We start from the raw sequence: 26,099 nt of genomic DNA, 5'->3' as shown, positions 1-26,099 counted from the left end.
GGCCCGAAACAAATAGTCTTCAACAAAACCATCTGCTAGCGTCTTACCTGGGTCCTCGACAACCAGGAGACGACGCCATGCCCTTACGCGCACAGCTCTCGCCCGCGGCGGCGACCACGGGAGCCGCCCCCGACCACCGATCCCGCGGACTGGCCCTCGCGGTCCTGTGCGCCGGGATGCTGATGATCATCCTGGACGGCAGCATCGTCACCGTGGCACTGCCCGCCATCCAGCATGACCTGCACTTCTCCCCCGCCGACCTGACCTGGACCGTCAACGGCTACATGATCGCCTTCGGCGGGCTGCTCCTGCTGTCCGGCCGGGTCGGCGACCTCCTCGGCCGCAAGCGGATGTTCATCGCCGGGCTGGCCGTCTTCACCGGGGCCTCCCTCCTGTGCGGCCTCGCCACCGGGCAGGCCGTGCTCATCGGCGCCCGCTTCCTCCAGGGCATCGGCGGCGCGATGACTTCAGCCGTCAGCCTCGGCCTGCTCGTCACGCTCTTCCCCGAACCCCGTGAACGCGGCCGGGCCATCGGCGCGTTCAGCTTCGTCGGCGCCGCCGGGGCGTCGATCGGCCAGGTGCTCGGCGGTGTGCTCACCCAGGCCGCCGGCTGGCACTGGATCTTCTTCATCAACCTGCCCATCGGGCTGGCGGCCGCGCTGTTGGCGGCGCGCGTGCTGGAGCCCGACCCGGCACGTCCCCCCGCCCGGGGCGCCGACGCCCTCGGCGCACTCCTGGTCACGACGGGCCTGATGACCGGCGTCTACACGATCGTCCAGACCGGCGGCCACGGCTGGGCCTCCGCACGCACCCTCGGCCTCGCCGCCCTGGCCGTGGCGCTCCTGGGATCCTTCGTGGTCCGCCAGGCGACGGCCGCGTCCCCGCTGCTGCCGCTGCGCATGTTCCGCTCGCGTGAGGTCTCGGGCGCCAACCTCGTCCAAGTGCTCATGATCTCCGCCCTCTTCGGCTTCCAGATCCTCATGGCGCTCTACCTGCAGAACGTCAGGGGGTACGGTGCCGCCGCCACGGGGCTTGCCATGCTGCCCGCCGCGCTGTCCATCGGCACCGTCTCGCTGCTGCTCTCCGCCCGGCTGAGCGCGCGCTTCGGCGAGCGCCGCGTCCTGCTCACCGGGCTCGCCCTGCTCGTGGTGGCACTCGGTCTGCTCACCCGGCTGCCGGTCCACGCCGGTTACGCCGTCGACCTGCTGCCCACGATGCTGCTGGCGGCCGGCTTCGGCCTCGCCGTCTCCGCGCTGACGGTGCTCGGCATGTCCGGCGCGGGGCCGGAGGACGCGGGGGTCGCCTCGGGCCTGTTCAACACCACCCAGCAGGTCGGCGGTGCCCTCGGCGTCGCCGTCCTGTCCACCCTCGCCGGCTCCCGGACGCACACCCTCGTCGCCGACGGGCACGACGCCGCGTCCGCCCTCACCGCGGGCTTCCGCCTCGCCTTCGGCACCGGCGCGGCCCTGCTGGCCGCGGCTTTCGTGCTCGCGCTGGTGATACTGCGGCCGCGGCGCGAACGGGACGTCCCTCCGCCGGCCTGACGGCGGCGGCCCGAAGCCGCTCCTGCCCACGGCGGCGGCATCCGGAGCCGCCACGATCACGGGCCGCCGCCCTGGGACGGGGCGGCGGCCCGTGATCGTGGCCGGAGCGGCGGTCAGTGACCGGCGCCCACCGGCAGGTCCTTCTGCACGCCGGGGTCGCCGGCGTCGGCGGTGAAGTCGGCCTTGCTGGTCTCGTCCACGCCCTCGGGGGCCTTCAGGGCCCGCAGGACGAAGGTGAGGACGACGGTGACCACCAGGTTGAGCACGAAGGCGGTCAGGCCGATGTAGCCGATCTGCCCGATGACCGGGATGGTGTCGGAGGAGCCGCCGAAGTGCTTCTGGGCCGGGCTCGCGACGCCGTACGCCACCCAGGTGCCGTAGACCATGCCGACGGCCCAGCCCGCCAGCAGCGCCCAGCGGTGGAACCACCGGGTGAACAGGCCGCCGACCAGGGCCGGGAAGGTCTGCAGGATCCAGATGCCGCCCAGCAGCTGGAAGTTGATCGCGACCGTCTTGTCCATGGTGAGGACGAAGACCAGGGCGCCGACCTTGACCAGCAGCGAGACCACCTTGGAGACCTGGGTCTCCTGCGCGGGGGTGGCGTCCGGCTTGAGGAAGTCCTTGTAGATGTTGCGGGTGAACAGGTTGGCCGCGGCGATCGACATGATCGCCGCCGGCACCAGCGCGCCGATGCCGATCGCGGCGAAGGCCACGCCCGCGAACCAGGACGGGAACATGTTCTCGAACAGCTGCGGGATCGCCAGCTGGCCGTTGTAGCCCTTGACCCCGGCCCCGACACCGCTGGCCAGCGCCATGAAGCCGAGCATCGCCAGCAGGCCCAGCATCAGCGAGTACAGCGGCAGCACGGTGGTGTTGCGGCGGATGACGTCACGGCTGCGGCTGGAGAGCACGGCGGTGATGGAGTGCGGGTACATGAACAGCGCGAGCGCCGACCCCAGCGCCAGCGTGCCGTACGCCCACTGGGCGGTGTCGCCCGGCGCCAAAGATCCGCGCGGCTTGCCCGTGGCGGGGTTGACCTGGGAGTAGGCGTCGCCGGCCTTGGCGAAGATGTCGTCGAAGCCGCCCAGCTTGATCGGGATGTAGATGATCGCCACCGCGATGACGATGTAGATCAGCGTGTCCTTCACGAACGCGATCAGCGCCGGCGCCCGCAGGCCGGAGGAGTAGGTGTAGGCCGCCAGGACACCGAAGGCGATCAGCAGCGGCAGGTCCTTGACGAACCAGTTGGACGACTCGCCGCCGCCCACGCCCATCACGTCCAGCACGGCCTGGATGCCCACCAGCTGCAGCGCGATGTAGGGCATCGTGGCCAGGATGCCGGTGACCGCCACCGCCAGCGACAGGCCCTTGGAACCGAACCGCCCGCGCACGAAGTCGGAGGTGGTGACGTAGCCGTGCTTGTGCGACACCGACCACAGCCGCGGCAGGAAGGTGAAGATCAGCGGGTACACCAGGATCGTGTACGGCACGGCGAAGAAGCCCGACGCACCCGCCGCGTACACCGCCGCCGGCACCGCCACGAAGGTGTAGGCCGTGTACAGGTCACCGCCGAGCAGGAACCACGTGATCCAGCCGCCGAAGCTGCGGCCGCCCAGGCCCCACTCGTCCAGGTGCAGCGCGTTCTCCGCCCTGCGCCAGCGTGCGGCCAGGAAACCCAGGACCGTCACGACCAGGAAGAAGAAGATGAAGACGCCGAGCGCGACGCCGTTGACCCCGTCCTTCACTTCGTGGCCTCCTTCCGTGCCCGCTCCTCACGACGGACCAGCACGTACGCGGCGTACGTCAGTCCGGAGGACAGGAACACCCACAGCATCTGGTACCAGTAGAAGAACGGGATGCCGATGAACTCCGGCGTCAGCTTCGCGTACGAGCCGACCCAGAGCATGGCAACGAAGGGGATGACGAGGCAGACACCGGCGATCACGCGGGTGGTGGTCACCACCGGTGGCCGCGCCGGGCCGTCGGTCTGCTGTTCGGACACTGCATTCTCCTCAGACTTTCAGCACGTCAGGAATACGCGCGGGGGACGAAAAGCACCCGGCCGTCATGCGATGCGGCACGGGAGCGGAATTTCACGCGTCCCCCGGACACCTGCGGCGGCTTCGTCGCCACGAAGAATGCCGGGGCCGACGGCCGTACGAGGGGCTGGACACGTGGAAGCGGCACGCGGGGTGCCACTTTCAAACGTAGTGCCTACCACCTGGACTTCATTGAACGAGGGAGACAATTCCATTGATCATGCGTGCCGCTGCCCCCTCCCCCTCCGCGTGACCCGCGGGCCGAGGGATCAGCCCGAACTCCACTTCTGGTTGTCCGCGCCCGTGCAGGACCACAGCCGCAGCGCCGTGCCGTTGCCTCCGTACGGGTCCGTGGCCTCCACACACTTGTGGGCCTGGAGGTTGACCAGGTCGTGGGCGGGGTTGAGCCGGAACCTCTGGGATGCGGCACCGCTGCAGTCGGCCAGTCGGACGGCCGCACCGTCGGCCGTTGATCCGCCCGCGACGTCCATGCACGTGCCCGAGATCCTGATGCTCCTGTCCTCCGGCACGATCCGCCATGACTGTCCGGCGCTGACCGTGCAGTCCCGGAGCCTCAGCGGCGCGCCCTCCGCGGGGCCGCCGTCGATGCACCTTCGGGAAGCGTGACTGCGTATCGCCACACCTGGAGCCACCTCGGAGGAGGAGGGTCTCGCGGAGACGGGAACCTCGCCGCTCTCCGCCCCGGGGGCGGCCTCACCGGGTTCGGGATCCCGAGGGGACGGCGGGAGTTCGCTCCCGGCATCGCCCGCGGACGACTGCCCCGGAGCCCGTCCCGGGGACGGCCGCGTCACGTCGAGCGGGCTCGCCGGGACGGTGCCGACCGGGGAGGACCCGGTGCCCGGCACGGAGCCGGGGCGGGGAGCAGCCGCCGAACCGCCCTCGCCGGGGTCCGAACCCCGCAACAGGAAGGGGACGCACAGCAGTAGGCCGGCCACCAGACAGGCGCCCGCCAGCAGCAGCCGTCGGGGCCCGCGGGTACGGGGGGCCGCGTCCCGGCCGCCGTCCCCGTGCGGTTCCGCTCCGGGCGCCGGATCGCCCCCGGACGCGGGCGTCTTCGGGTACGAGGCGAAGGCGAGCCCCGCCGCAAAGCCGTCCGCGTAGCCGGACGGCGACGTACCGGACGCGTCCCCGGGCTCCACCGGAAGGGCGGCGGCCTGCCTGGCGCGCAGCGTCTCGGTCCTGTGCGTGGTCCAGTCCGGGGGATCCTGGCTCCGGGTGGCGTCGGCCTCGGCGATCGCGTTCGTCCTCCGCGTCCGCCGGGGCAACGGCGACGGGCCGCGGCGGCGCACGGCCCCCGCCTCGTCGTCCGCAGCCGTCGGCTCGTCAGGAGAGGCTGCCATCGAATCCTTCCAACATCCGGGGGGTGAGAGGGCTTCACCGCGCGATCCGGAAGCGGACGCCGCGGCTGGCCGGCCGCGCACGCGGCAGGCGACGACGAGGCGCACCGGACCGAGGTGCCGGCGCCCGCACGGCCTTTCCCCGCCGGCGCCCGTCCCGACCCGGGAATCCACCCCGTCCGAACGGCCGCACCACGCCCGGGGCAGGGCAGGGCCGACCCGTCGGCGACAGCCGCTCCCACTATCCCCGAGCGCACCGTCGGTCGATAGAACCCGCGTGCCATCCTGGCGTCGCCGTGGATCGACGACCGATGCGTCGGCGAAACCGCTGACCAGCGCCAACCTCGCGGCGGTGGGCGCATCTTGAGCTCACCTCAGACATCTGAGGCAATTCCACAAGACTCTTGTGCACGGGCTCAGCCGTATGTAATTTCACCTCAACGATCGGAGGGTCATGGTCAAGTCCCCGGAGTCATCGACCGCCAAGCAGGACATGGAGGCCGATCACATCGGTACTCGGCTCAGGCAACGGCGGCTGGCTCTCCGGCTGACGCTGCGGAACGTGGCGGAAGCAGCCGGTCTGTCGGAAGGCTTCGTGTCACAGCTCGAGCGGGGCGTCCACTCGGGAAGCATCGCGACCTTGCAGAAGATCGCGAAGGTGCTGGGGCTCGAAGTGGGTGATCTCTTCACCGCTTCCTGGGACAACAGGCCGGCGGTCACCAGATTCACCGATCAGCAGGGATTCTCCTTCGGGGTCGACGGGCGCAAACTCCGGCTCACCCCGAAGCACTTCAACCACCTCGAAGTCTTCATCGGGGTTTTCGAGGCGGGCGGCTCGACAGGCGTCGAACCGTACAGCCACGGCGACTCGGAGGAACTGCTGCTCGTGATCTCCGGCGAAGTCGAGGTGACGGTCGCCGAGGCCGTCCACCGGTTGTCCGCACTCGATTCGATCACCTACTCGAGCAGCGCACCCCATCGCGTCCGAGAGGTCGGAAACGCAACAGCCACGGTCTTGTGGGCGATAGCACCGCCCAGTTACTGACCTAAACCATCAGCGAGGACACAACATGCGCATCGGCGTCGAATGCGGCGGCACATTTACCGATCTCGTGGTGCTGGACGACAACGGGGTCCTCCGCGCGACCGACAAGGTCTTCTCCACCCCCTCCCATCCCGACCGGGCGGTGACCACCGGTCTGCGGAACCTCGATCCCGCCCTGCGCGACCACGCGGTGCTCCTCCACGGATCGACCGTCGCGACCAACGCGCTGATCGAACGGAAGGGCGCACGGGTCGGGCTCATCGTGACCCGGGGCTTCCGGGACCTGCTGGAGCTGCAGCGCCAGGACCGTTCCAGCATGTACGACCTCGCCTACCGCAAGCCGGCCCCGCTGGTGCCCCGCGAACTGGTCGCGGAGGTGTCGGAGCGCCTCGACCGCTCCGGTGCCGTTCTCCAGCCGCTCGACGAGGACAGCGTGCGTGCCGCACTCGCGGACCTCACGGAACGCGGGGCCGAAGCGGTCGCGGTCAGCCTGCTGCACTCCTACGCCGAACCGGCGCACGAGGAGCGGATCGCGGAGCTGGCCGCGGCGGAGTTCCCCGGCCTGGTGGTGTCCCTCTCCAGCTCCTGCGCACGTGAGTTCCGGGAGTACGAGCGCACCACGACCACGACGATCGACGCGTTCCTGCGCCCCCGCATCCAGCGCTACCTGGCGGATCTGGAAGCTTCGGCCCACGAAGGCGGCGTCGCCGAGCTGCACGTCATGCAGTCGAACGGCGGCATGGTCCCGGCCCGCGCGGCGGCGTCGGCCCCGCTGAGCATGCTGCGGTCCGGGCCGGCGGCCGGCGTGGCCGGCGCCATAGCCGTCGCCGAGAACGCCGGCGTCCGCAACATCGTGACCATGGACATGGGCGGCACCAGCACGGACGTCGCCGTCGTCCACGAGGGACGGACGGAACTCACCACCGAGGTGCTCGCCGACGGGCTTCCGGTCAGGGTGCCGATGGTCGACATCACAGCCGTCGGAGCGGGCGGCGGCAGCCTGGTGGACGTCGACAGCGGTGGTCTGCTGACGGTCGGCCCCCGATCGGCCGGTGCCGACCCGGGACCGGTGTGCTACGGCAGGGGCGGCACCCGGCCCACCGTCACCGACGCCAACGCGGTGCGGGGGCTGCTCCGCCCCGAGACCTTCCTCGGCGGACGCCACACCCTGCACACCTCGGCCGCCCGGGAGGCCCTCGCTCCCCTGGCGGAGCGGCTGGGCCGGACGGTGGAGCAGATCGCCGAGGACGTCTACCTGCTGACCAGCGTGGCGATGGCCGGAGCCATCCGGGTCACCACGACCGAACGCGGTCACGACGTCAAGTCCTACACCCTTGTCGCCTACGGCGGTGCGGGACCGCTGCACGCCGCCACCGTGGCCGAGGACCTGGGGATGACCCGGGTGATCGTTCCGCCGCACGCCGGCCTGGCGTCGGCCTACGGCCTGCTGACGGCGGGATTCCGCAGGGAGTTCTCCCAGACGTACCTGAGCGACGCGACCGCACTGGGGGAGGAATGCCTGCGGCCGGTGATGGACGGTCTGCGCGCCACGGCCGAGGAGCAGCTCGGGGCCCAGGGTGTCGCCTTGGACGACGCGGGCTTCTCCTTCGCCGCCGACATGCGGTACGGCGGGCAGGGCTTCGAGGTACCGGTCGACCTGCCCGACGGGCCCTCGACGACGGTCGACGGGCTGGTGGGGCACTTCCACAAGGTGCACGCCCGCCGGTACGGCCACGCGGAGAGCGACCGTCCCGTCCAGGTGGTCACGGTGCGGCTCACCGTGACCCGGCCGCGGCCGCCACTGGTGCTGCCCCGGGTGGACATCGACCCGGAGCTGCCCGTCGGCACCTTCCCGGTCACCGAGAACGGCGCCGTCGTGGACGCCGTCTTCCGCTCCCGGCGCAGCCTGCCGGTCGGCGGCAGGCAGATCGGCCCAGCCGTCATCGAGGACGGCACCTCCACGACGTTCGTCCCGACGGGCTGGTCGGCATCCGTGGACGCCCACACCAACCTCCTCCTGGAACGGAACTGATCATGCATCTCGCCCCCAGCCAGCTGAGCGTCATCAAGACCGGTCTGGATGCCATCGGCCGCGAGATGGCGGTCAACCTGCGCCGCTCGGCCATCTCGTCCATCGTCCGTGAGGCACGTGACTTCTCCGTGGCCCTGACCGACGCCAAGGGCGAGGTCGTGGCCCAGGCCGAGTGCATACCGATCATGACCGCGGGCATCGCGCTCGCCCTGCAGGGAATCTCCCGGCGCATCGACCTCGCGGACCTGACGGAGGACGACGCGCTGCTGATGAACGATCCGTACCACGGCGGCCAGCACCTCCAGGACATCTACCTGCTGACCCCCGTCTTCGTCGACGGGGAACTCATCGGCTTCGGCGCCTCGACCGCGCATCACGTCGACATCGGAGGCTCGCACGCCGGACTCTCGGCGCACGCCACGGAGCTGTACCAGGAGGGGCTGCGGCTGCCGCTCTCCCGCTTCTCGGTCTCGCGGGACTTCGACGATCCGAACGGCTTCGTCCGCCAGATCATCGCGGCCAACGTACGGGTCCCCGATGCGGTGATCGGGGACCTCCAGGCGCAGTTCGCCGCGAGCGGGACGGCGGCCCGGCGGCTGACCGATCTCGTTCGACGGCACGGCCGGGACGAGGTGCTCCAGGCGATGACGGACGTCAAGGACTACGCGGAGAAGCGGGTCCGTGCGGCCGTCAGCCTCATCCCGGACGGCGTCTACCGCGCCGTGGAGACGTTCGACGCCACCCCGTGGGGAGCCGGCCAGGCCCGGGTGGAGGCCGAGGTCACCGTCTCGGCCACCGAGATCTCCGTCGACTTCGGCGGCAGTTCCGAACAGATCCTCGGCAATGTCAACTGCCCGATGGCGTCGACCGTCTCAGCCGTCCAGTCGGCCGTCCGATGCATGCTGGACTCGCCCGACATCGGCTTCAACGAGGGCTGCAACCGTCCGATCACCGTGTCGGCCCCCTACGGCTCCGTACTCAATCCGCGGCCACCGGCCGCCGTACGCGCGCGGCTGACGCCGGCCTCCCGGGTCTTCAACGCGGTCGTCCGGGCGCTCGGACAGGCCTTGCCGGAGCGTGCCGTGGCGACCGGATTCGACACCACGACGGCGATCGCGGTCAGCAAGCGTGGCACCGACGGCTACCAGGTGTCACTGGAGATCCTCGGCGGCGGCTGGGGCGCGTGCGCCGATCACGACGGGCCCGACGCTCTGGACAACCCCATCTCCAACTGCGCCAACGCTCCCGTCGAGGCCCTGGAGACGGACTTCGACCACTTCCGGATCGAGGAGTACGCGCTGGTGGACGGCTCGGGTGGGGCCGGCGCCCACAGCGGCGGACGCGGCATCAGCCGCACCTACGTGGCGACCACCGACGGAGTCTCGGTCGCCGGGTACGCGGACCGGCACACGGTCGGAGCCGCCGGGATCAAGGGCGGTGACCAGGGCGGCACGGGCAACTTCACGATCGAGCGGGCCGACGGCAGCGTCGAGGTCCTCGACTGCACGTACCAGGAGATCCTCAACCGCGGAGACAGGATCACCGTCCGCACCGGCGGTGGCGGCGGCTACGGATCGGCTCACTGACGATGGCGCCACCGACGAGAGGTGACTCATGAGCACCAGCGCGACCCACTCGACCACGTCCCCGCTCCGCATAGCCGCCGCCTCGTTCGTGGGCACGGCCATCGAGTGGTACGACTACTTCATCTACGGCACCGCGACGGCACTGGTCTTCAACGACGTGTTCTTCCCCTCGGAAGACCCCCTGGTCGGAAAACTCCTGTCGTTCATGACGCTGGCGGTCGGCTTCTTCGTACGTCCCCTGGGGGCCGTCGTGTTCGGCCACTTCGGTGACCGCTTCGGCAGGAAGAGCACGCTGGTGGTGACGCTCCTGGCGATGGGGAGCGCGACCTTCCTCATCGGCCTGCTGCCCACCTACGCCGGCATCGGCGTGGCGGCCCCGATCCTCCTCATCGTCCTCCGGCTCGTGCAGGGCCTCGCGGTCGGCGGCGAATGGGCGGGGGCCGTGCTCATCGCCACGGAGAACGCCCCCGAGCGGAAGAAGACGCTCTACGGTTCCTTCGCACAGCTGGGAAGCCCCGGCGGTCTGCTGCTCGCGACGACCGTCTTCACCGTGCTGAGCACCTCCGTCGGGACGGCGCAACTCCGGGACTGGGCATGGCGCATACCCTTCCTGGCGTCGGCGCTGCTCGTCCCGGTCGGCCTGTACATCCGCGTGAAGGTGTCCGAGACCCGCGAGTACGCCACGGCGGCGGAGCGGCAGGAGCGGGCCCGGGTGCCGTTCTTCCAGGTCCTCAGGAGTGGGTCCCGGCAGGTCCTCATCGGCACGCTCGCCTTCTCCGGGGTCTTCCTCACCTACTACCTGCTCACCTCGTTCGTCCTCAGCTACGCCACGACGACGCTGTCCATGCCCGCCTCGATCGCGCTCCCCGCGAACCTGATCGCGGCCGTCGTCCAGGGAGCCTTCATCTACGGGGGCGTCCTCGCGGCCCGTCGCATCACGGCTCGCCGGGTGGCCGTCATCTCGACGTCCGCGCTGCTCCTGTGGGCGTTCCCGGCCTTCGCGCTGATGCAGACGCGTGAGCCGGCCCTGCTCTACGTGGCGGTGGGCGGGGCGATGGTCTTCATCGGGTCCGGGTACGGCGTGCTCGCCGGCGAAGTGGCGGAGTTGTTCGCCCGGGAGGTCCGCTACACGGGAAGCAGCCTCTGCTACCACCTGGCCGCCGCGATCGGTGGCGGCTTCGGTCCGATGGTCGCCACCTACCTCCTGTCACTGGGCGGTTCCTCCTGGCCCGTCGCGCTCTTCACCGCGGCGGTCTCGCTGCTGACCGCGCTGGCCTGCGTCGCCCTGCCCAAGCGTAAGGGCGCACTGAGTGAGTCTCCCCGGCAGCCGGCCGGGGCCGCCGTCTGAGGCAGCCGGGTCCGGGGCCGGCCCGCTTCGGGCGGGCCGGCCCCGGCGTGCCAGGTCCGTTTCGCGGTCGCCGGACTCGAATAGCCTTCCGGCCTCCGGGCGAAGGGGAGGGGACACGCCCCTCTGGGCACCGACCTCCCCGTGGGCGGGTGCCACCATGCCCCTGGGTGGCCGGTGTGTGCGCCACCGACGCCGCGGACGACGGGAGCACCGAGCCGATGAACGACACCCCCGAGGCAACGTGGCCGCTGACCGACGCCCAGCCGGGCCAGGTCGTCGTGATCGCCCGGTGGAGCCCCGGGCCCGGCAGCCGCGACACCGTCCTCGCCACGCTCACGGCACTGGTACGGGCCTCCCGGGACGAACCGGGCTGCCTGGGCTACCAGGTCTTCCACCCGGACGGGACCGACGACGGGGACATCGTGCTGGTCGAGCGCTACGAGGACCGGGCGGCCCTCCAGGCCCACCGCGACAGCCCCCACTTCCGCGACCTCGCCCTGGAGCGCGTCATCCCGCTCCTGAGGGACCGTCACGCGGTCGTCACCACCGTCGTGTGAGGCGGCCGGGGAGCTCCCCACGCCAATCGGTCCACGGCGAGGCGAACATGGCACGTCCGTTCTATTCATCGCCGCGACGGCCGGGAAAAACTGGGGCTTGAAGACTTCGCCCAGGTCGCGGACACCTCGGCCTGCCCTCGGACACGCCCTCGCCGGGCGGCCCCGCGCACCGCGGGACGGTCCGGGCGGGCGCGGGGGCGGCACGGGGGCGAGCGGCGCATCACGGGGGTTCCATGAAGATTCCGAGCGACATCCTTCCCCTCCTGGAGGAGGCGGAGGCGGAGGAGATGTTCGAGTTCGAGGGTCTGGTGTCCGGCCAGGACCGCGTCGACCTGGCCATGGCGGCGGCACGGCTCCACGGAGGCGTCTGCCTGTCGGTCGGTGACCCGACAGGTTCTGGAGCAGGGCGCTCGGGTTCGGCTTCGGGACACCGGTCACCGCGGGCCTCGTCGCCGACGTGCTCGACTTCTACACGGCTCACCGGCCCGGCCCGGCCGTTCTCCAGTTCGCGCCCTCCGTGCTGCCGGAGGACTGGGACCGGATCGCCGAGAAGTTCGCGCTGCAGGGCAGCGCGGGAGTGGTCAAGTTCGCCGCCCCGGTGGAGGACGTCATCGCCGCCGGCCGCTCCCTGCGACCGGGTGACGGCCTGTCCGTGGAGGTCGTACGACCGCAGCACGCCGCGGAGTGGGCACGTACGGTCGCCACCGCGATGGGGATCGGCGGACGGTGCTTCCCGCCCGCCGCCGTCGCCACGGCTGGGCATCCCTCATGGCGTCCCTTCGGTGTGAGGGACGGCGAGGGGAAGATCGTCGCGGGAGGCAACCTCCGCATCCACGGCCGGGTGGCCTCCCTCTTCGCGGGAGGGACCCTGCCGCAGGCGCGCAACCTCGGGGCGCAGGGGGCCCTCATCCACGCCCGGGCCCTGGCGGCCCGCGAGGCGGGCTGCGAGTGGCTCGTCGTGGAGACCGGGCCCTCGACCCCGGAAGAACCGAACCCCTCCTACCGGAACATGCTGCGGTACGGCTTCGAGATCGCCTACCGGCGGCCGAGCTGGATCTGGCGACCGACCGGCGCGTAAGGCGGTTCCCGCGGGCCGGCCTCGGCGCGGGCGGCCCGCCGCACACGGCGTGGCATCAGGGATGCCCAGAAGGAAGACCATTGAAGGACCAGTTGCGTTATGCCGTCCTGGGACCGGTCAGGGCATGGCGGGGGGCGGACGAGGTCGACCTGGGGCCGCCCCAGCAGCGGGCGGTGCTGGCCGCGCTCCTGCTGGCCGACGGCGCCCAGGTGTCGGCCGGCGAACTGATCGACGCGGTGTGGGGCACGCGGACGCCCGCTTCCGCGCTGGGCACGTTGCGCACCTACGTGCACCGGCTGCGCAGGGCACTGGACCCCGCCGGGGAGGGCGCGTCCTCCACGATCCAGTCCGTGGGGCGCGGTTACCAGCTCCGCATGCCACCGGACGGACTCGACCTCGGGATCTTCCAGGAACTGCTCACCCGGACGGAGCGCGCCCTCGACGCGGGGAGCCCGAAGGAAGCGGCCGGGCACGCACGTGCGGCCCTGGGGCTGTGGCAGGGGTCCGCCCTGTCGGGAGTCCGCGGCGCGTACGCGGACTCCCAGCGGCACAGGCTCGGTGAGCAACGGCTGTCCGGCGAGGCGATGCTCATGAGGGCCGAGATCGACCTCGGTTCGCACGTGCAGGCGGTCGGCAAGCTGACCGGCCTCGTGAGCGAGCACCCGCTCGACGAGCGGTTCCGGGAGATGCTGATGCTCGCCCTCTACCGGTCGGGACGGCAGGCGGCGGCCCTGGCCACCTACCGGGAGGGACAGGAACTGCTGGCGGAGGAGCTCGGCGTCGACCCCGGCCCGGGCCTCCAGCGGATGTTCCAGCGCGTGCTGCGTGCGGACGGCGACCTCGTCGCCCCGTCGGCCCGGACCGGCACGGCCCAGACCCGTACGGAGCCGGCCCGCACGGAGCGGGCCCGCACGGAGCCGGCCCGCACGGAGCAGGTGGACACCGCCCGCGGGCAGGTTCCCGCCACGGCGGCGACGCCGGCCCAATTGCCCGCGGGCCCCGCGACGTTCGTCGGCCGGGAGGCCGAACTGTCCGCCGCGACGGGCCTGCCGGCGGAGAGCGGGGCGGCGGTGAGCGTCGTCACCGGCATGGCGGGCGTCGGGAAGACGGCCTTCGCCGTCCACTGGGCCCGGCAGGTCGCCGACGGCTTCCCCGACGGGCAGATCTACCTCAATCTGCGGGGCTTCGACCACGCGGGTCCTCCGCTCGGCCCGGAACAGGCCCTGCGCACGGTGCTGGACGCCCTGGGTGCCAACGTCGGGAACGAGCCGCAGGACGTCGACGCGCTGGCGGCCCTGCACCGCACCTGGCTCGCCGGCAAGCGCGTGCTGCTGCTCCTGGACAACGCGCGCGACGCCGCCCAGGTCCGGCCCCTGCTGCCGGGGGCGCCCGGATGCCTGGTGATCGTGACCAGCCGCGACCAGATGGCCGGCCTGGTGGCCGTCGACGGTGCCCGGCCGATCCCCCTGGACGTGCTGTCGGTGTCGGAGGGACACAGCCTCCTGACACGTCGTCTCGGAGGTACCAGGACGGCGGCCGAGCCCGAAGCGGTCGCTGACATCGTCGCGATGTGCTGCCGGCTGCCGCTGGCGCTGGCGATCACCGCCGGCCGCGCGGTGACCCGCCCGGCCATGCCGCTGTCGGTCATCGCGGCGGAACTGCACGACAGCGCCGGGGACCTCGACGCCTTCCGTAGCGGCGACGCCGCCGCCGACGTCCGCGCCGCCTTCGCCTGCTCCTACCGCGCCCTCGGCGCCGATGCCGCGCGGCTGTTCCGCATGCTCGCGCTCCATCCGGGTCCCGACGCCGGGGCGGGTGCGGCGGCGAGCCTCGGCGGGTTCTCCATGGCGCACACGCGCCGGTTGCTGGACGAACTGCTCCAGGCCCACCTCGTGGACGAGCGCAGCCCCGGCCGGTTCGTCTCGCACGACCTGTTGGGCGCGTACGCCTCCGAACTGCTCGACTCGACGGAGACGGAGGACGAGCAGGACGCGGGGCGCCGCAGACTGCTGGACCACTACCTGCACAGCGCCGGCCACGCCAGGCGGCTGTTCACCTCCGGCCGGGACGACATCGGCATACCCCCGGCGTCGCCGGGGGCGTACGTCGAGGAGTTCGCCCGCGGGGGCGGCGGCGAAGCGGCACGACGATGGTTCGACGCCGAGCACGCCGCGCTGGTCGCCTGCGTCGGCCTGGCCTCCGACCGGTCCTTCGACACGCACGCGTGGCGACTCGCCTGGGCCGTCAGGCCCTACCTGGACCGCCGGTTCGGATGGCACGAGGTAGAGGAGACCCACCGGGCGGCCCTGGGCGCGACGCGCCGCCTCGGGGACCTGCTCGCCGAGGCGCACACCCTGCTGGGGCTCGCCCGGGCGACGGCGACGCTCGGTCGCATGGAGGAGGCCCGTGCGCACATGGCGCGCTCGGTGGAGCTGTTCGTCCGCACCGGGGACGCCGCCACCGCCGGGAACGCCTACCGCCAGGCCGGATGGCTGGCCGAGCGCCTGGGCGACGTACGCGGCGCGCTGGACCACGCCTCACGGGCACTGGAGTTGAGCCGGGCGAGCGGCGACGCCGTGACGACGGCACGTTCGCTCAACGCGGTCGGCTGGTACCACGCCCTGCTCGGACAGTACGACCAGGCCCTGGTCCACTGCCAGGAGGCCGTGCCCCTGCACGACGCGGTCGGCGACGTGTGCGGCTCCGCCGACACCCACGACAGCATCGGCTACGTCCACCATCGGCTGAGCCGGCACGAGCAGGCCGTGTCCGCCTACCGGGAAGCCCTCGCCCGCTACCGCGCGATCGGCGTCCTGTACGGCAGTGCCGACACCCTCGGCCGGCTCGGCGACACCTACCTGAGCATGGGCCGGCCGGCGGACGCGCGGGACGCCTGGTGCGACGCCCTGGACGTCTTCGACGCGATGGGCCACGGGCGGGGCGACGACATCCGGACCAGGATCAAGGAGTTGGACGGGGGCGGTCAGGTCCCGCCTCCCCGGCCACCCCCGGGAGCCGCGCCGGGTCGCCCGTGAACGGGTCGTCAACGAGACGTCCATGGAACGTGGATGCCCGTTCGGTTGTCTGTCGGTGGCACGGCATCGCCCCGTGGGCGGTGCGCCCCGCGTGCCGTGTGCACCTGCTCGTACGAACACAGCAAGGGAAGAAGCAATGTCGCGTTCCTACGCATCGCTCGGCATGGCCGCAGCACTCGGAGGTGTCCTGCTGCTCGCCGGATGCGGTGACCCCGACGGCGGATCCGCGTCCCAGGCTCCCGCCACGCCCGCCGCCGCCTCGCAGGACGCCGGATCCGGCGGCGCCACGAACGGCGGTGCCGGGAACGGCGCCTCCGGCGGTCAGGGGGCCGGGGCGACCAACCCGTCCGGAGGCTACTGGCCCGCCACCGTGCAGCTCGGCCACAACGACGGCCTCGGCAGCACTGTGGTGGACGGTGAGGGCAGGACGCTCTACCGCTTCGACCCGGACTCCGCCCATCCCTCGAAGGCGACCTGCGTCGACGCCTGCGCGGTCACCTGGCCACCCGTCCTCGTCAACGACGAGATCACCTTCAAGGGGCTGGACAGCATCACGATCTCCGCGGTCGTCAGGCCCGACGGCACGCATCAGCTGACCATCGGAGGCTGGCCGGTCTACAAGTTCTCCAAGGACACGGCGGCCGGGGACACCAAGGGCGAGGGCGTCGGCGGCACCTGGTTCGCCGTCGCCCCCGACGGCACGAAGGCCAAGGACAGCAAGGACTGACGGCCGGTCGGGCGCCGGGCCGGACCCCACCGGCCCGGCGCCCGGAACGCGTGGGACAGGACGGTGACGACGATGGCGGTACACGCGACAGGCACGACAGGTACGACAGCTACGGCAGGAAGGGCGGCCGAGGCGATCACCCGGCGGCCACGGCCCCGCTTCACGGAAGGCGCACGCGCCGGCACCCCGGGAGCCCACCGGTGATCCACGAGGTCGACGAGGCGCTGCGGCGCCTGCTGTCCGCGCGGGCGCTGCCCGGCCGGGCCGCGGACATCGCCTTCGATGCTCCCACCCGCGCCTGGGCGAACCGGCGCGAGGGTCCCACCGTGAACGCGCACCTCTACGACGTGCGGGAGGAGACGGAGACGGCCGCTCGGGAGCACGGTGCGGCGGCACTGCGCGATCCCGTCGGCACGTTCACCGTGCATCGGCGACCGCCCCGCTGGTTCCGGCTGTCGTACCTGCTCACGGCGTGGGCCGACCGCGCCGAGGACGAGCACCGGCTCCTTTCCGCGGTCCTGTCCTGCCTGCTCCCGCACGAGTCACTGCCCGCCGGGTACCTCGAAGGAGCCCTGGCGGACCTCGGCCTGACCGTTCCCCTCGTGATCGGGACCCGGCAGGGCGAGCCCCGATCCAGCGCGGACACCCGGTCCGCCCTCGGCGGAGAGTTCAAACCCTCGCTGGAGGTCGTGGTGACCATGCCGATGGCGGTCCGCACGGACCACACGGTGCCACGGCAGGTCCTGGAGCCGAGGGTGGCGATGGTGCACGACTTCCCCCGGCGGCCGTGAAGGCGGGGACTCCACGTCCGCCGGCCCGGCCCGGCGCGGCGACGCCGCACGCCGTCCGGGCCGGGCCCCACCGGTCGTCACGCCTGCTGCGGGGCCGAGATCATGGTCAGCTGTTCCTCGGTGCGGAAGCCGGCCGAGGCGTACACGGATTCGCCCATGCTGCTCGCGTAGAGGTACGCGGTGGTGGCACCGGCGGCGTGGCCCGCGCGCACGATCTCCATGGTGACGGCCCTCCCGTAGCCGCGGCGCCGGTGCTCCGGGAGCGTGGAGATGTTGAAGATCCCCGTCAGACCACCGGCCACGGCTCCCAGCCCCGTCCCCACCGGAACGCCGTCCACCTCGGCCAGGTAGCAGGTGAAGCCCTCGATGCGGGCGACGGCCGGATCGGCGAACATGCTGAAGAATTCGTACGGTGCTTCGAAGCCCTCCGCCATCACCTCGGCGTACAGGCCGAGTTCGCCGCCGCCCAGAGCGCGGACGGTCAGGGACCCGTCGACGGGCTCCGGCGGCATCCCCTCGGCTGCGTTCCTGATCATGAGCGGTGTGCGGTCGAACCGGGTCAGCCCGTGCCGTGCCGCCACCTCGGTGACCTCGGCTCCCGGTATCCCGCGCACGTAGATGCTCCAGGGGACGTCCCACGGCTCGGAGGCCGCCAGCGCGGCTATCTCTTCCGCACTCGGTTCCAGCGCCGGGGCGAGGATGCCGTTCAGCGAGGCGACCGGCGCCCCGGTGACGGCCAGCAGGGTGCCGCCCGCACCCCTGCGGGTGCGTCCGGTGGCCGCGCCGGCCAGTCCCTCCACGACGTCGGTGTAGGCGGATGCGACCGGCGCGAGCGGGTCCTGGACTCGGGTCATGACGGACCGACCTTTCTCTGGTCTCTCAAGTAGGCGGCCGGAGTGGCCCCGTAGAACGATTTGAAGTGCCTGATGAAGTGACTGGCGTCCGAGAAGTGCCAACGCGCCGCGATCTCCGACATCCCGGCCGCGCCGCCCACGTCCATGAGCTCGTCGTGCGCCCTCTGCAACCGCCTCCGCCGGGCGAACGCCATGACGGAGTCGTCCGACGCCGAGAAGCACCGGTGCAGCGTCCGCAGGGACACCCCGACGCTCCGGGCGACCATCGGAGGGGACAGGTCACCGCTCTCCAGGTGCTTCTCTATGACGTTCTTGGCGGCGACCACGACGGCCCTGGGGTGGTCGTCCAGCCCCGGACCGGGGCGCTCCGAGATGATCCGGGAGAACAGGGTGGCCAGTGCGTCCCTGGCCATCCGCTGCGCGGCGACCGAACCCTCCAGTTCGCCGCTGCTCCTCTTGATCGTTTCAAGGAAGTTGACGAAGAACCGGACCTCGGGGACGTCGACGTCCGACACGTAGGCGTCGCTGAGCGCCTTGAGCGATCCGAGGTGCGCAGCGACGAGGTGCCGCGGGATCGATATGACGTGCGCGGTCGTCGCCGGCGAGCAGGAGAACTGCCAGGAGGACTTGGTGTCGCGAATGCAGATCTGCCCGGGCCTGACCGCATGCCTTTTCTTCCCGCCCAGGAACTCGATCCATCCCGAGGTCACCAGATCGGCCACGATCGGATCCCGGTCGTGGTTGTTGCCCGATACCCCGGTCAGCGAATCGCAGTACACCTGGGCGGACAGCAGGCCGTCGATGAGGTGCCCGTTCGCGGCGAATCGAAAACCGCGGTAAACGGCGGGACGGGGAACGGCCAGGCGTATGAGGTGCGAGAACGGACCCCGCTCCCATTGCGTGAAATGGCGCTCAGAAACTTGTGCCTGTTCGGCCGAGAGGCTCATTCTCTCCCGGTACTTTATCGCGCTGCCGTGAACCGGCCATGAGTTCACCGGGCCCGCCGTCCGCTGACCTTCCACCCGTATCCTCCCGCGATCGCCCCGTCACCCACCACAGAACGCGTTGGGCGATCGACGTAAAACCTGAATTGATGTTGTCCACCCCCGACCGGCCGCCCGGTCGGCACACCCGCAAGGGGGTGCCGAGCACCTCAGCCGATTCCCGACGATGAGGACACCGCATCCGGGCGCCCCGTACCCAAGAGGCCACAGCGCGCTCCGGCTCCTCTGACAAGGTTGTCACCGAGACGGGCCTCATTGCCCGTGAGGTCGTTCACGACCGGGTGCGCCGGCGCCGGGAGTGCGCGTCATCCGACGGCAACACCGCACAGCGGGGAGGCACAGCTCGTACGGCACGCCACGGGCGCGTCGACGGCTGCTCGTCGGCATTATTTCCGACGGCACCGCTCACCGAATAGTACGACCGTGCCAGATCGGCGCCCGCGTGGAGCGTGGAGCCGGCACTCCGCTTCCATGCGTCACGGCCCCGGACCGCCTGGGGGGATCCGGCCACCGGCCCGGTGGCCGGATCCCCCCAGGACACGCGGGTCAGCGGGCGGGCCGGACCGGGCCGACCTTCAGGCCGCCCGCGCCCCGGCCGCTGCACTGCGAGGCCTTCCACGCCACGTTGATCTGGTCCTTCGAACCGGGCGGGAACACGCCGAGGTAGTTGACGCTCCGCAGCGCGCACGCGTCGTCGGAGTACCCGGCCTGCCCGTTCGGCGCCTGCGCGTCGACGACGGCGCGGGCGTCCGGGTCCAGCGTCACCGTGGCGACCGGCGTCCCCGTGGTGCGTTCCGCGGCATTCCCCACTTGTCCGCCGTCACGCCCGTGGAAGGACACCCCGGGGAAGCCCGTGAGCGTGCACGCCGCCCTGCCCGTGTTACGGAAGACCAGCTGGAAATGCGTCGTGCCGGCGCCGGAGTCCTTGTCCCCGATGGAAACCGAGAGCTGCGAGGACGCGCACCGCTGCGCTCCGCCCTCACGCCCCGAGCCGGAATCGGCGACGGGATCCTGTCCCGCGGAACGGTCGGACGACCCGGCCTCGGAATCCCTGCCCTCCCCGTCCGAACCGCCGTCGCCCGAATTTCCGCGGGCCGGTGACGCGATCTCGGAGGGCGCCGCCGCGGAGGACGGGGACGAGCCGGCTCCGGAAGCGTCCTTCGTATCCGATCCGCACGCCGTCACGGCGAAACCGGCCACGACCAGAGCGAGAACGGGAACGGCATGGCGGACAGTCGAAACCTGCATCGGAATAACCCCAATTTCTTGACGCCGGCGAGGTCTTTCCCCGCCGTGTCCTTCACTCTGACCGTTCAGCCGGCACCGGACCAGGCACGCAGGGGCCCTGTGACGACCTCATCCGTGATCGGTTACCGACCGATGACACCGAAGAAATTCCCGGCACCTAAATGGATGCACGTGCATTCAGCCGGTGCTGCCGGCACGCGGGAAATAGATCCGCCTGCCGGCGCTTCCACGGCGTCCCCGGAGGTTCTTGACGTCCACCATGTGTCCGTTCCGTCGTCTTCGTTCGTGGTGTGCTGTCGCTCCCACCAGTCAACCCGGTGGGTGTTCACACCTCGTCGACTGTGCGTTGACGAATCGTCCTTCGACGGTTGACGCCGGTCCCGGCCGACCGGGCCTCCCGGCACGCCCGAATGGAAGATCCACGCCCGGCGATGGAAGAGCTGTGCCGATATCGCAGGGGCGTTGGCCACCGCCTCTGACGCTTTGTCATGCTGATGTCCCCGCCGCCCCCTGTGCCTCGCGCATCGCCGTGCCGCGCGGTCCCCGGTGCGTCAACCGCCGTCCGAGGTCGAAGGAGACCGCACACCGTGAACCATCCGCGCGTGTCGTTCCATCAGGTGCGCGTCACCATGGCCGTGCTGAGCCTCGCGCTGTTCGCCCAGACGGTGATCTGGCTCGTGCGCGACGTCGTCGTGCGCGGCCTGCCGGGTGCATGGGCGCTGTGGACGGCCGGTGACGCGCCCGGCCTGTCGGCGACGTCCTCACTGGACCTCGGCCTGGCGGCGCTGCAACTGGCCGCCGGGCTGGCGACGCTCCATCAGACCCGGGGCGCCGGCGGTCTGCTGGTGACCGCGTGCACGGTGACGCTCGGCTTCCGGCTGCCCGCGGTCTGGTACTTCCTGCTCGACTCGCCCTCCGACCCGTGGTTCGGAACGCTCAAGGGTGCCTCGGTGAGCGCCGTCGGCGGCACCGCCGCCGTCGCCGTGGTGCTGGCCCTCGTCCTCGGCGGGCTCCTGGTCCTGGCGCGGCAGATGGAGTACGGGGCCGCCGCCGCGGACGCGGTCTCTGGCGGCGGGATCCGCCCGGTGAAGGTCACGGCCACGACCTCAGGCCTGCTGCTGGCGGTGCTCAACGTCTTCTACATCGGCCGGAACGCGGTGACGGCCTTCGAGGTGGGCCCCGGCACGCTCGGCGAGCTGCTCGTCGGCAAGGGCACCGGGCGGGCGGTCCTCGCGGTTTCCGCCCCCTACCAGTGGGCCTGCCTGACGGTGCTGTGCGGGGCCGGCATGCTCCTCGCCGCCCGGCGCCGCCCCGTCGCGACCGGCTTCTCCGTGGGTCTGTCGCTGTTCATGATGCCGTCGGCACTCACGGAGTTGTGGGCGCACGCGGCGGGCACGGTGCCGCAGTCCCTCGTGGACACGTCCCAGAGCCTGCTGGAGTTCGTGGGTTCCGCGGCTGTCGTCGCCCTCGTCGCCGGGGACGTCCGCCGCGACCGCCGGCCGCACTTGCGCACCCTCGCCGACGCCGCCCCCTCGGTACCGGCAGGGGCCGCCGAAGCCGGCGACCCGGCACAGCGCGCCTAGTCGTCGAGGCGCAGTCCGGCGACCGCGTTGTCGAAGACCGCCCGGTAGGAACCCCACCGGTCCGACGGAGCGGAGAGGTAGACGGTGAACTCCTGTTCCCCGGGCTGCCCGAAGCCGAGGTCGACGGCGCGGAAGTCCCGGGCCGTCCCCTTGAAGGTGAACTCCCATACGGCGGCGGGCCGCCCGCGCCACCGGGTGCTCTGCATCCGCAGCCGCTCGTAGCCCTCCAGGTCGGGGACCATCTGCTCCTCGACGTCCTCGAAGTGCTGCAGCGGGCTGGGGCCCGCGAAGTCGAGCGCGGCAACCCGCAGGCCCACCAGCCCCGTCGGGTCGACGTAGACGAACTGCCGCCCGCCGTCGCTCACCTGGCGCTTCCAGCCGTCCGGCACGGGGACGGAGAAGCCGCGGTCCCGCTCCTCGACGAGGTGGTAGCCGTCCGGGACAGGGGGCGGTGTGTACGAGGGTGCGGCCGACGTGGAAGGGCCGGCCGCCGCGGAGGCGGCGGGCGTGCCCGGCGTGGTCACCGCGGGCGGGGACGAGGGCGAGGTCGCCGTGCCGTGGTGCCGGCCGCCGACGTACGGGACGGCGTACACGACCCCGCCCGCGAGGGCGGGCACCAGGGCGGCGGCGGTCCACAACGGGGCGCGGCGGCGCCGGGGGCGCGGCAAGCGGACGGGAGCGGTCGTGGTGCCGCTGGTCCGGGGGCGCACGGCAGGGGCCGTCCCGACCGGGGATGCGAGGCCGTCCCGCGACACGTTCGCGATCTCGGTCTCCGTCTCGGTGGCGCTCGCCCGCAGCATCCGCTCGGCCTCCGCCGCCGACAGACGCCGCTCCGGCTCCCGCACCAGCAACCCCGCGATGACCGGCCCCAACGACCCCGCCCGGCCCGCCACCGGCACCTCATCGGTGGCGATCGCGTACGCCGTCTCGATCGCCGTGTCCCGGCGGAACGGCGAACGCCCCTCCACCGCCTGGAACAACGTCGCCCCCAACGCCCACAGATCCGCCTCAGGACCCGGAGCACCACCGGTCAGCCGCTCCGGAGCCAGGAAGTCGATCGAACCGATCAGCTCACCCGTCCGCGTCAGCGTCGACGTCCCCGAGGCCTGCGCGATCCCGAAGTCCGTCAGCACCACCCGCCCCGACTCCGACAACAGCACGTTGCCCGGCTTCACATCCCGGTGCAGCACCCCCGCCGCATGCGCCGCACGCAACGCCGCCACCATCCCCCGGCCGATCCGGGCCGCCTCCCCCGGCGCCACCGGACCCCGCTCCTTCAGCAGATCACCCAAGGTCGTCGACGGCACGTACTCCATCACGATCGTCGGCAGACCCCCGTCGTCCACCACGTCGTGCACCACCACGACATTGGGATGACTGATCCGCGCCGCACTACGAGCCTCCCGCCGGGTCCGCTCGAACAACGTCTCCAGCTCGTCGTCCTGCAGGTGCGGCTGGGGCTGGTGGAGGCGCTTGACCGCCACCGCACGCCCCAGCAGCTCGTCCTCCGCCCGCCAGACCGTGCCCATGCCGCCACGGCCTATCCGCTCGACCAGCCGGTATCTCCCGGCCACCAGGCGTCCGAGCTCGGACATCGCGCGATTCTCCTTGGTCATCCGTTGACGGGTCCCCTCGGCCGACCGGGCTCAGGACAGGGCGACGACCCGCGCCTGCGCCGGGCCCGCGTCGAAACGCAGGACGATGTCGTAGAGGTAGGTGTCGCCGGCCCGGGGTCCCAGGGCCGTCCGGGTCCCGGGGCGCAGCAGGCGGGAGACGGTCTCGTGCCGCTCGCCCGGCGCCGAGCCGCTGACGGTGACGAGCCGCAGGGCGGTACGGCCGGTGTTCTCGAGGGTGACGGTGCGGGTCCGCGGGCACGCAGTGGTCGCGGTGCCCGCGGACCCGCACCGGAAGCGCACGTCGCCGAAGTTCCCCAGCCCGCAGGAGACCTCGGTGGCGTAGTCGATGTCCGACGAGCAGACGGCGCCGACCCGCAGACCGGCCGGCGGGGCGGCCTCGACCGCCGACCCGTGAGCGTCGGAACCCCGTGGCTGCACGACGGCGAACACACCGAGTACGGCGGTGGCGAATACGGCGGGTACGAGTGCTTTCCGCACCGGGTGCTCCAGGAGGCGGGCGAGCCGCGGCGGGCGCCGGACGGCGGATGCCTCCGGGCAGCGGGGCGCCGCGGCTGCTGCGGGATCAGTGACGGATCGCGGATCGGGGGCCGCGGTGAGGACGACGGCGCTTGCCTTCGGGGATGGCACCGAATTCACGGGATCCGCCCGCTATCCGCGGTTTCCCGTTCCGGCGTAGTGGCGCATGAAATGGGCTTCGGCGACGGCGAGCCGCCGCAGTTCGTCGACGGACACGCTCTCGTCCACGGCGTGGATCTGTGCCTCCGGTTCGCACAACCCGATCAGGAGGATCTCCGCCCGGGGGTAGAGGGAGGCGAGGGTGTTGCACAGGGGGATGCCGCCGCCGAGCCCCGCGATGTTCAGGTCGCGACCGCTGTAGGCCGTACGCATGGCCTCGGCCATGGCGGTGTAGGCGGGGCTCGAGGTGTCGGCGAGGAACGGCTCGCCCCGGGCGACCTGCTCCACGGACACCCGCGCGCCCCACGGGGTGTGCTTCTCGACGTGGGCGGTCAGCAGCTCCGTGGCCCGCGCGGCGTCGACGCCCGGGGGGATGCGCAGGCTGATCGCCGCCCGCGCGCTCGCGTGGACGGAAGGGGTGGCACCCACGACGGCGGGACAGTCGATGCCCATCACGCTGAGGGACGGCCGTGCCCAGAGCCGGTCCGCGACGGAGCCGGTGCCGACGAGGCCCACCCCGTCCAGTACCCCGCCGTCCACGCGGAAATCGGCCTCGGGGTAGGCCAGTCCACGCCATGCGCCGTCGGTCTCCAGGCCCTCGACCCGGGGCGATCCGTCGTCGTCCACCAGCGAGCCGAGGATCTTCACGAGCGCGGTGAGCGCGTCGGGCGCGGCCCCGCCGAACTGGCCGGAGTGCAGGTTGCCGCGCAGGGTCTCGACGCCGATCCGGAGCATCGTGATGCCGCGCAGCGACGCGGTGACGGTCGGCATCCCGAGGCGGAAGTTCCCGGCGTCACCGATGAGGATCACGTCGGCGTCGAGCAGTTCGGGGTGGGCCCGCGCGTACCGTTCCAGGCCGCCCGTCGCCTGCTCCTCGGAGCCCTCCACGATCACCTTGACGTTCAGCGGCACGCCGCCGTGCGCCTTGAGCGCACGCAGGGCCAGCAGGTGCATGACCACGGCGCCCTTGCAGTCCGCGGTGCCGCGTCCGTACCACCGTCCGTCGCGCTCGGTCAGCTCGAACGGCGGGGTGCGCCAGGCCTGTTCGTCCGGGGCCGGCTGGACGTCGTAGTGCGCGTACAACAGGATCGTGGGAGCCCCCGCCGGCCCCGCGAGATGACCGTGGACGGACTGGTGGCCGTCGGGCATGTCGAGCACGCGTACGTCGTCGAACCCTTCCTCCCGCAGGGCGCCGGCCACCCAGGCGGCGGCCTTGTGGCATTCCTCGGGGGGTGAGACGGCCGGGTCCGCGACCGACCGGAACGCGACGAGTTCCGCGAGCTCGTCCCGCGCTGCCGGGATCAGCGAGGCGACGGTGTCGGCGAGGGGATCGGTGGACAACGGGAACTCCTTGGCGTGCGGGGAAGGGAGCGCCGATCGCCGGAGGAGGGAAAACACCTCACCGTCACGGGAATTCGACAACCCCCTCGACCCTAATCGCGTCGCGACGGACGGAATAGAAGGTGAGTGCCATTCTCGGCGGCACCGGATACCGGAGGAACAAGCGGTCCGGGCGGAGGCCGCCGGAGGCGCCGGCGTCCTGGCCGGCACCGCCCACCGTCCGCTGCCGGCCTGACGGCCCGGCCTCACTCCAGATGCCGACGGGAAAGCCCGCGAGGGGGATCCGGGACGAATCCGGATCCCCCTCGCGGGCACCTTCGGGTGTCGACCCCCCGGGATCAGCTGGACTTGACCAGCTGGGGGGTGTCCCCCCACGTTTCGGCGTCCCCTCCGGGCACCGGTGTGTCCCGGTGAATCGGCTGTAGCGCACCCGCTGAGGTAGTTCCGAAGCGCGGAACTTGAGGCTTCAGTGTCCCCTCATAGCGCCCGGGTGTCGATGACGCCACTCGGTGAGGCCGGCCACCTGATGGCACCCGTTCAGTGCTGGCCGACGCCTCGCCGGTCGAGTTGATCGATCAGCGCTTCTTCTTTTCGGAGCAACCGGTCGCGCTCATCGG

20 protein-coding genes are annotated in these 26,099 nt (G+C 71.8%); 11 read left to right on the top strand and 9 right to left on the bottom strand.

Features of this window, described 5'->3' with window-relative positions:
• Positions 1-77: 77 nt before the first annotated feature.
• Complete coding sequence (locus AC1VWI_RS31910) at positions 78-1,544, top strand: MFS transporter (RefSeq protein WP_499514447.1); 1,467 nt, start codon at positions 78-80, stop codon at positions 1,542-1,544.
• A 113-nt stretch (positions 1,545-1,657) separates the two neighbouring features.
• Here the strand turns inward: AC1VWI_RS31910 and mctP are convergent, their stop codons facing one another.
• The 3 genes from mctP to AC1VWI_RS31895 all read right to left on the bottom strand — a co-directional run bounded on the left by mctP (position 1,658) and on the right by AC1VWI_RS31895 (position 4,944).
• Positions 1,658-3,289, bottom strand: coding sequence for a monocarboxylate uptake permease MctP (mctP, locus tag AC1VWI_RS31905; RefSeq protein WP_499514446.1), 1,632 nt, complete (start codon positions 3,287-3,289; stop codon positions 1,658-1,660).
• Complete coding sequence (locus tag AC1VWI_RS31900; RefSeq protein ID WP_499514445.1) at positions 3,286-3,546, bottom strand: DUF3311 domain-containing protein; 261 nt, start codon at positions 3,544-3,546, stop codon at positions 3,286-3,288. Before AC1VWI_RS31900 ends, mctP begins: the two co-directional genes overlap by 4 nt.
• A gap of 306 nt (positions 3,547-3,852) precedes the next feature.
• A complete protein-coding gene (locus tag AC1VWI_RS31895) occupies positions 3,853-4,944 on the bottom strand; it encodes a ricin-type beta-trefoil lectin domain protein (protein ID WP_499514444.1) in 1,092 nt (363 codons plus the stop codon).
• A gap of 451 nt (positions 4,945-5,395) precedes the next feature.
• Here AC1VWI_RS31895 and AC1VWI_RS31890 point away from each other — a divergent pair, with 451 nt between their 5' ends.
• The 9 genes from AC1VWI_RS31890 (at position 5,396) to AC1VWI_RS31850 (ending at position 17,140) form a co-directional block, all read left to right on the top strand.
• Positions 5,396-5,986, top strand: a complete 591-nt coding sequence (locus tag AC1VWI_RS31890; protein ID WP_499514443.1) for a helix-turn-helix domain-containing protein — start codon at positions 5,396-5,398, stop codon at positions 5,984-5,986.
• A 25-nt stretch (positions 5,987-6,011) separates the two neighbouring features.
• Positions 6,012-8,018 carry a hydantoinase/oxoprolinase family protein gene (locus AC1VWI_RS31885; RefSeq protein WP_499514442.1) on the top strand — a complete coding sequence of 669 codons (2,007 nt, stop codon included), beginning with the start codon at positions 6,012-6,014 and terminating at the stop codon, positions 8,016-8,018.
• A gap of 2 nt (positions 8,019-8,020) precedes the next feature.
• The gene (locus AC1VWI_RS31880; protein WP_499514441.1) at positions 8,021-9,604 is read left to right on the top strand and encodes a hydantoinase B/oxoprolinase family protein; all 1,584 of its coding nucleotides are present in this window, start codon (positions 8,021-8,023) and stop codon (positions 9,602-9,604) included.
• Positions 9,605-9,632: 28 nt separating this feature from the next.
• Complete coding sequence (locus AC1VWI_RS31875; protein ID WP_499514440.1) at positions 9,633-10,952, top strand: MFS transporter; 1,320 nt, start codon at positions 9,633-9,635, stop codon at positions 10,950-10,952.
• Positions 10,953-11,119: 167 nt separating this feature from the next.
• Positions 11,120-11,509 (top strand): putative quinol monooxygenase, encoded by a 390-nt coding sequence (locus AC1VWI_RS31870; RefSeq protein WP_499514439.1) that lies wholly within the window; start codon positions 11,120-11,122, stop codon positions 11,507-11,509.
• Between the two features lie 457 nt (positions 11,510-11,966).
• On the top strand, positions 11,967-12,587 hold the full coding sequence (locus tag AC1VWI_RS31865; protein WP_499514438.1) for a GNAT family N-acetyltransferase: 621 nt from the start codon (positions 11,967-11,969) through the stop codon (positions 12,585-12,587).
• Between the two features lie 80 nt (positions 12,588-12,667).
• Positions 12,668-15,622, top strand: a complete 2,955-nt coding sequence (locus tag AC1VWI_RS31860) for an AfsR/SARP family transcriptional regulator (RefSeq protein ID WP_499514437.1) — start codon at positions 12,668-12,670, stop codon at positions 15,620-15,622.
• Between the two features lie 136 nt (positions 15,623-15,758).
• On the top strand, positions 15,759-16,349 hold the full coding sequence (locus AC1VWI_RS31855) for a hypothetical protein (protein WP_499514436.1): 591 nt from the start codon (positions 15,759-15,761) through the stop codon (positions 16,347-16,349).
• Positions 16,350-16,549: 200 nt separating this feature from the next.
• Positions 16,550-17,140 (top strand): Pvc16 family protein, encoded by a 591-nt coding sequence (locus AC1VWI_RS31850; protein ID WP_499514435.1) that lies wholly within the window; start codon positions 16,550-16,552, stop codon positions 17,138-17,140.
• Between the two features lie 77 nt (positions 17,141-17,217).
• On the opposite strand, the gene AC1VWI_RS31845 is transcribed toward AC1VWI_RS31850, so the two are convergent.
• The 3 genes from AC1VWI_RS31845 to AC1VWI_RS31835 all read right to left on the bottom strand — a co-directional run bounded on the left by AC1VWI_RS31845 (position 17,218) and on the right by AC1VWI_RS31835 (position 20,246).
• Positions 17,218-17,994, bottom strand: coding sequence for a GNAT family N-acetyltransferase (locus AC1VWI_RS31845; RefSeq protein WP_499514434.1), 777 nt, complete (start codon positions 17,992-17,994; stop codon positions 17,218-17,220).
• Positions 17,991-18,716 (bottom strand): helix-turn-helix domain-containing protein, encoded by a 726-nt coding sequence (locus AC1VWI_RS31840; RefSeq protein WP_499514433.1) that lies wholly within the window; start codon positions 18,714-18,716, stop codon positions 17,991-17,993. The genes AC1VWI_RS31845 and AC1VWI_RS31840 overlap by 4 nt, the downstream gene beginning before the upstream one ends.
• An 828-nt stretch (positions 18,717-19,544) precedes the next feature.
• On the bottom strand, positions 19,545-20,246 hold the full coding sequence (locus AC1VWI_RS31835) for a DUF4232 domain-containing protein (protein ID WP_499514432.1): 702 nt from the start codon (positions 20,244-20,246) through the stop codon (positions 19,545-19,547).
• A gap of 587 nt (positions 20,247-20,833) precedes the next feature.
• Here AC1VWI_RS31835 and AC1VWI_RS31830 point away from each other — a divergent pair.
• Positions 20,834-21,829 carry a hypothetical protein gene (locus tag AC1VWI_RS31830; protein ID WP_499514431.1) on the top strand — a complete coding sequence of 332 codons (996 nt, stop codon included), beginning with the start codon at positions 20,834-20,836 and terminating at the stop codon, positions 21,827-21,829.
• Here AC1VWI_RS31830 and AC1VWI_RS31825 read toward each other — a convergent pair.
• The 3 genes from AC1VWI_RS31825 to AC1VWI_RS31815 all read right to left on the bottom strand — a co-directional run bounded on the left by AC1VWI_RS31825 (position 21,826) and on the right by AC1VWI_RS31815 (position 25,482).
• Complete coding sequence (locus AC1VWI_RS31825) at positions 21,826-23,424, bottom strand: serine/threonine-protein kinase (protein ID WP_499514430.1); 1,599 nt, start codon at positions 23,422-23,424, stop codon at positions 21,826-21,828. The genes AC1VWI_RS31830 and AC1VWI_RS31825 overlap by 4 nt on opposite strands.
• A 51-nt stretch (positions 23,425-23,475) precedes the next feature.
• Positions 23,476-23,943 (bottom strand): hypothetical protein, encoded by a 468-nt coding sequence (locus tag AC1VWI_RS31820; protein ID WP_499514429.1) that lies wholly within the window; start codon positions 23,941-23,943, stop codon positions 23,476-23,478.
• Positions 23,944-24,114: 171 nt separating this feature from the next.
• The gene (locus AC1VWI_RS31815) at positions 24,115-25,482 is read right to left on the bottom strand and encodes a dipeptidase (protein WP_499514428.1); all 1,368 of its coding nucleotides are present in this window, start codon (positions 25,480-25,482) and stop codon (positions 24,115-24,117) included.
• Positions 25,483-26,099: the final 617 nt, after the last annotated feature.

The sequence above is a fragment of the Streptomyces sp. TOM-9 genome, assembly GCF_056858595.1.
The sequence above is the reverse complement of the archived record's forward strand: the minus strand, read 5'-3'. Positions and strand labels throughout refer to the sequence as shown.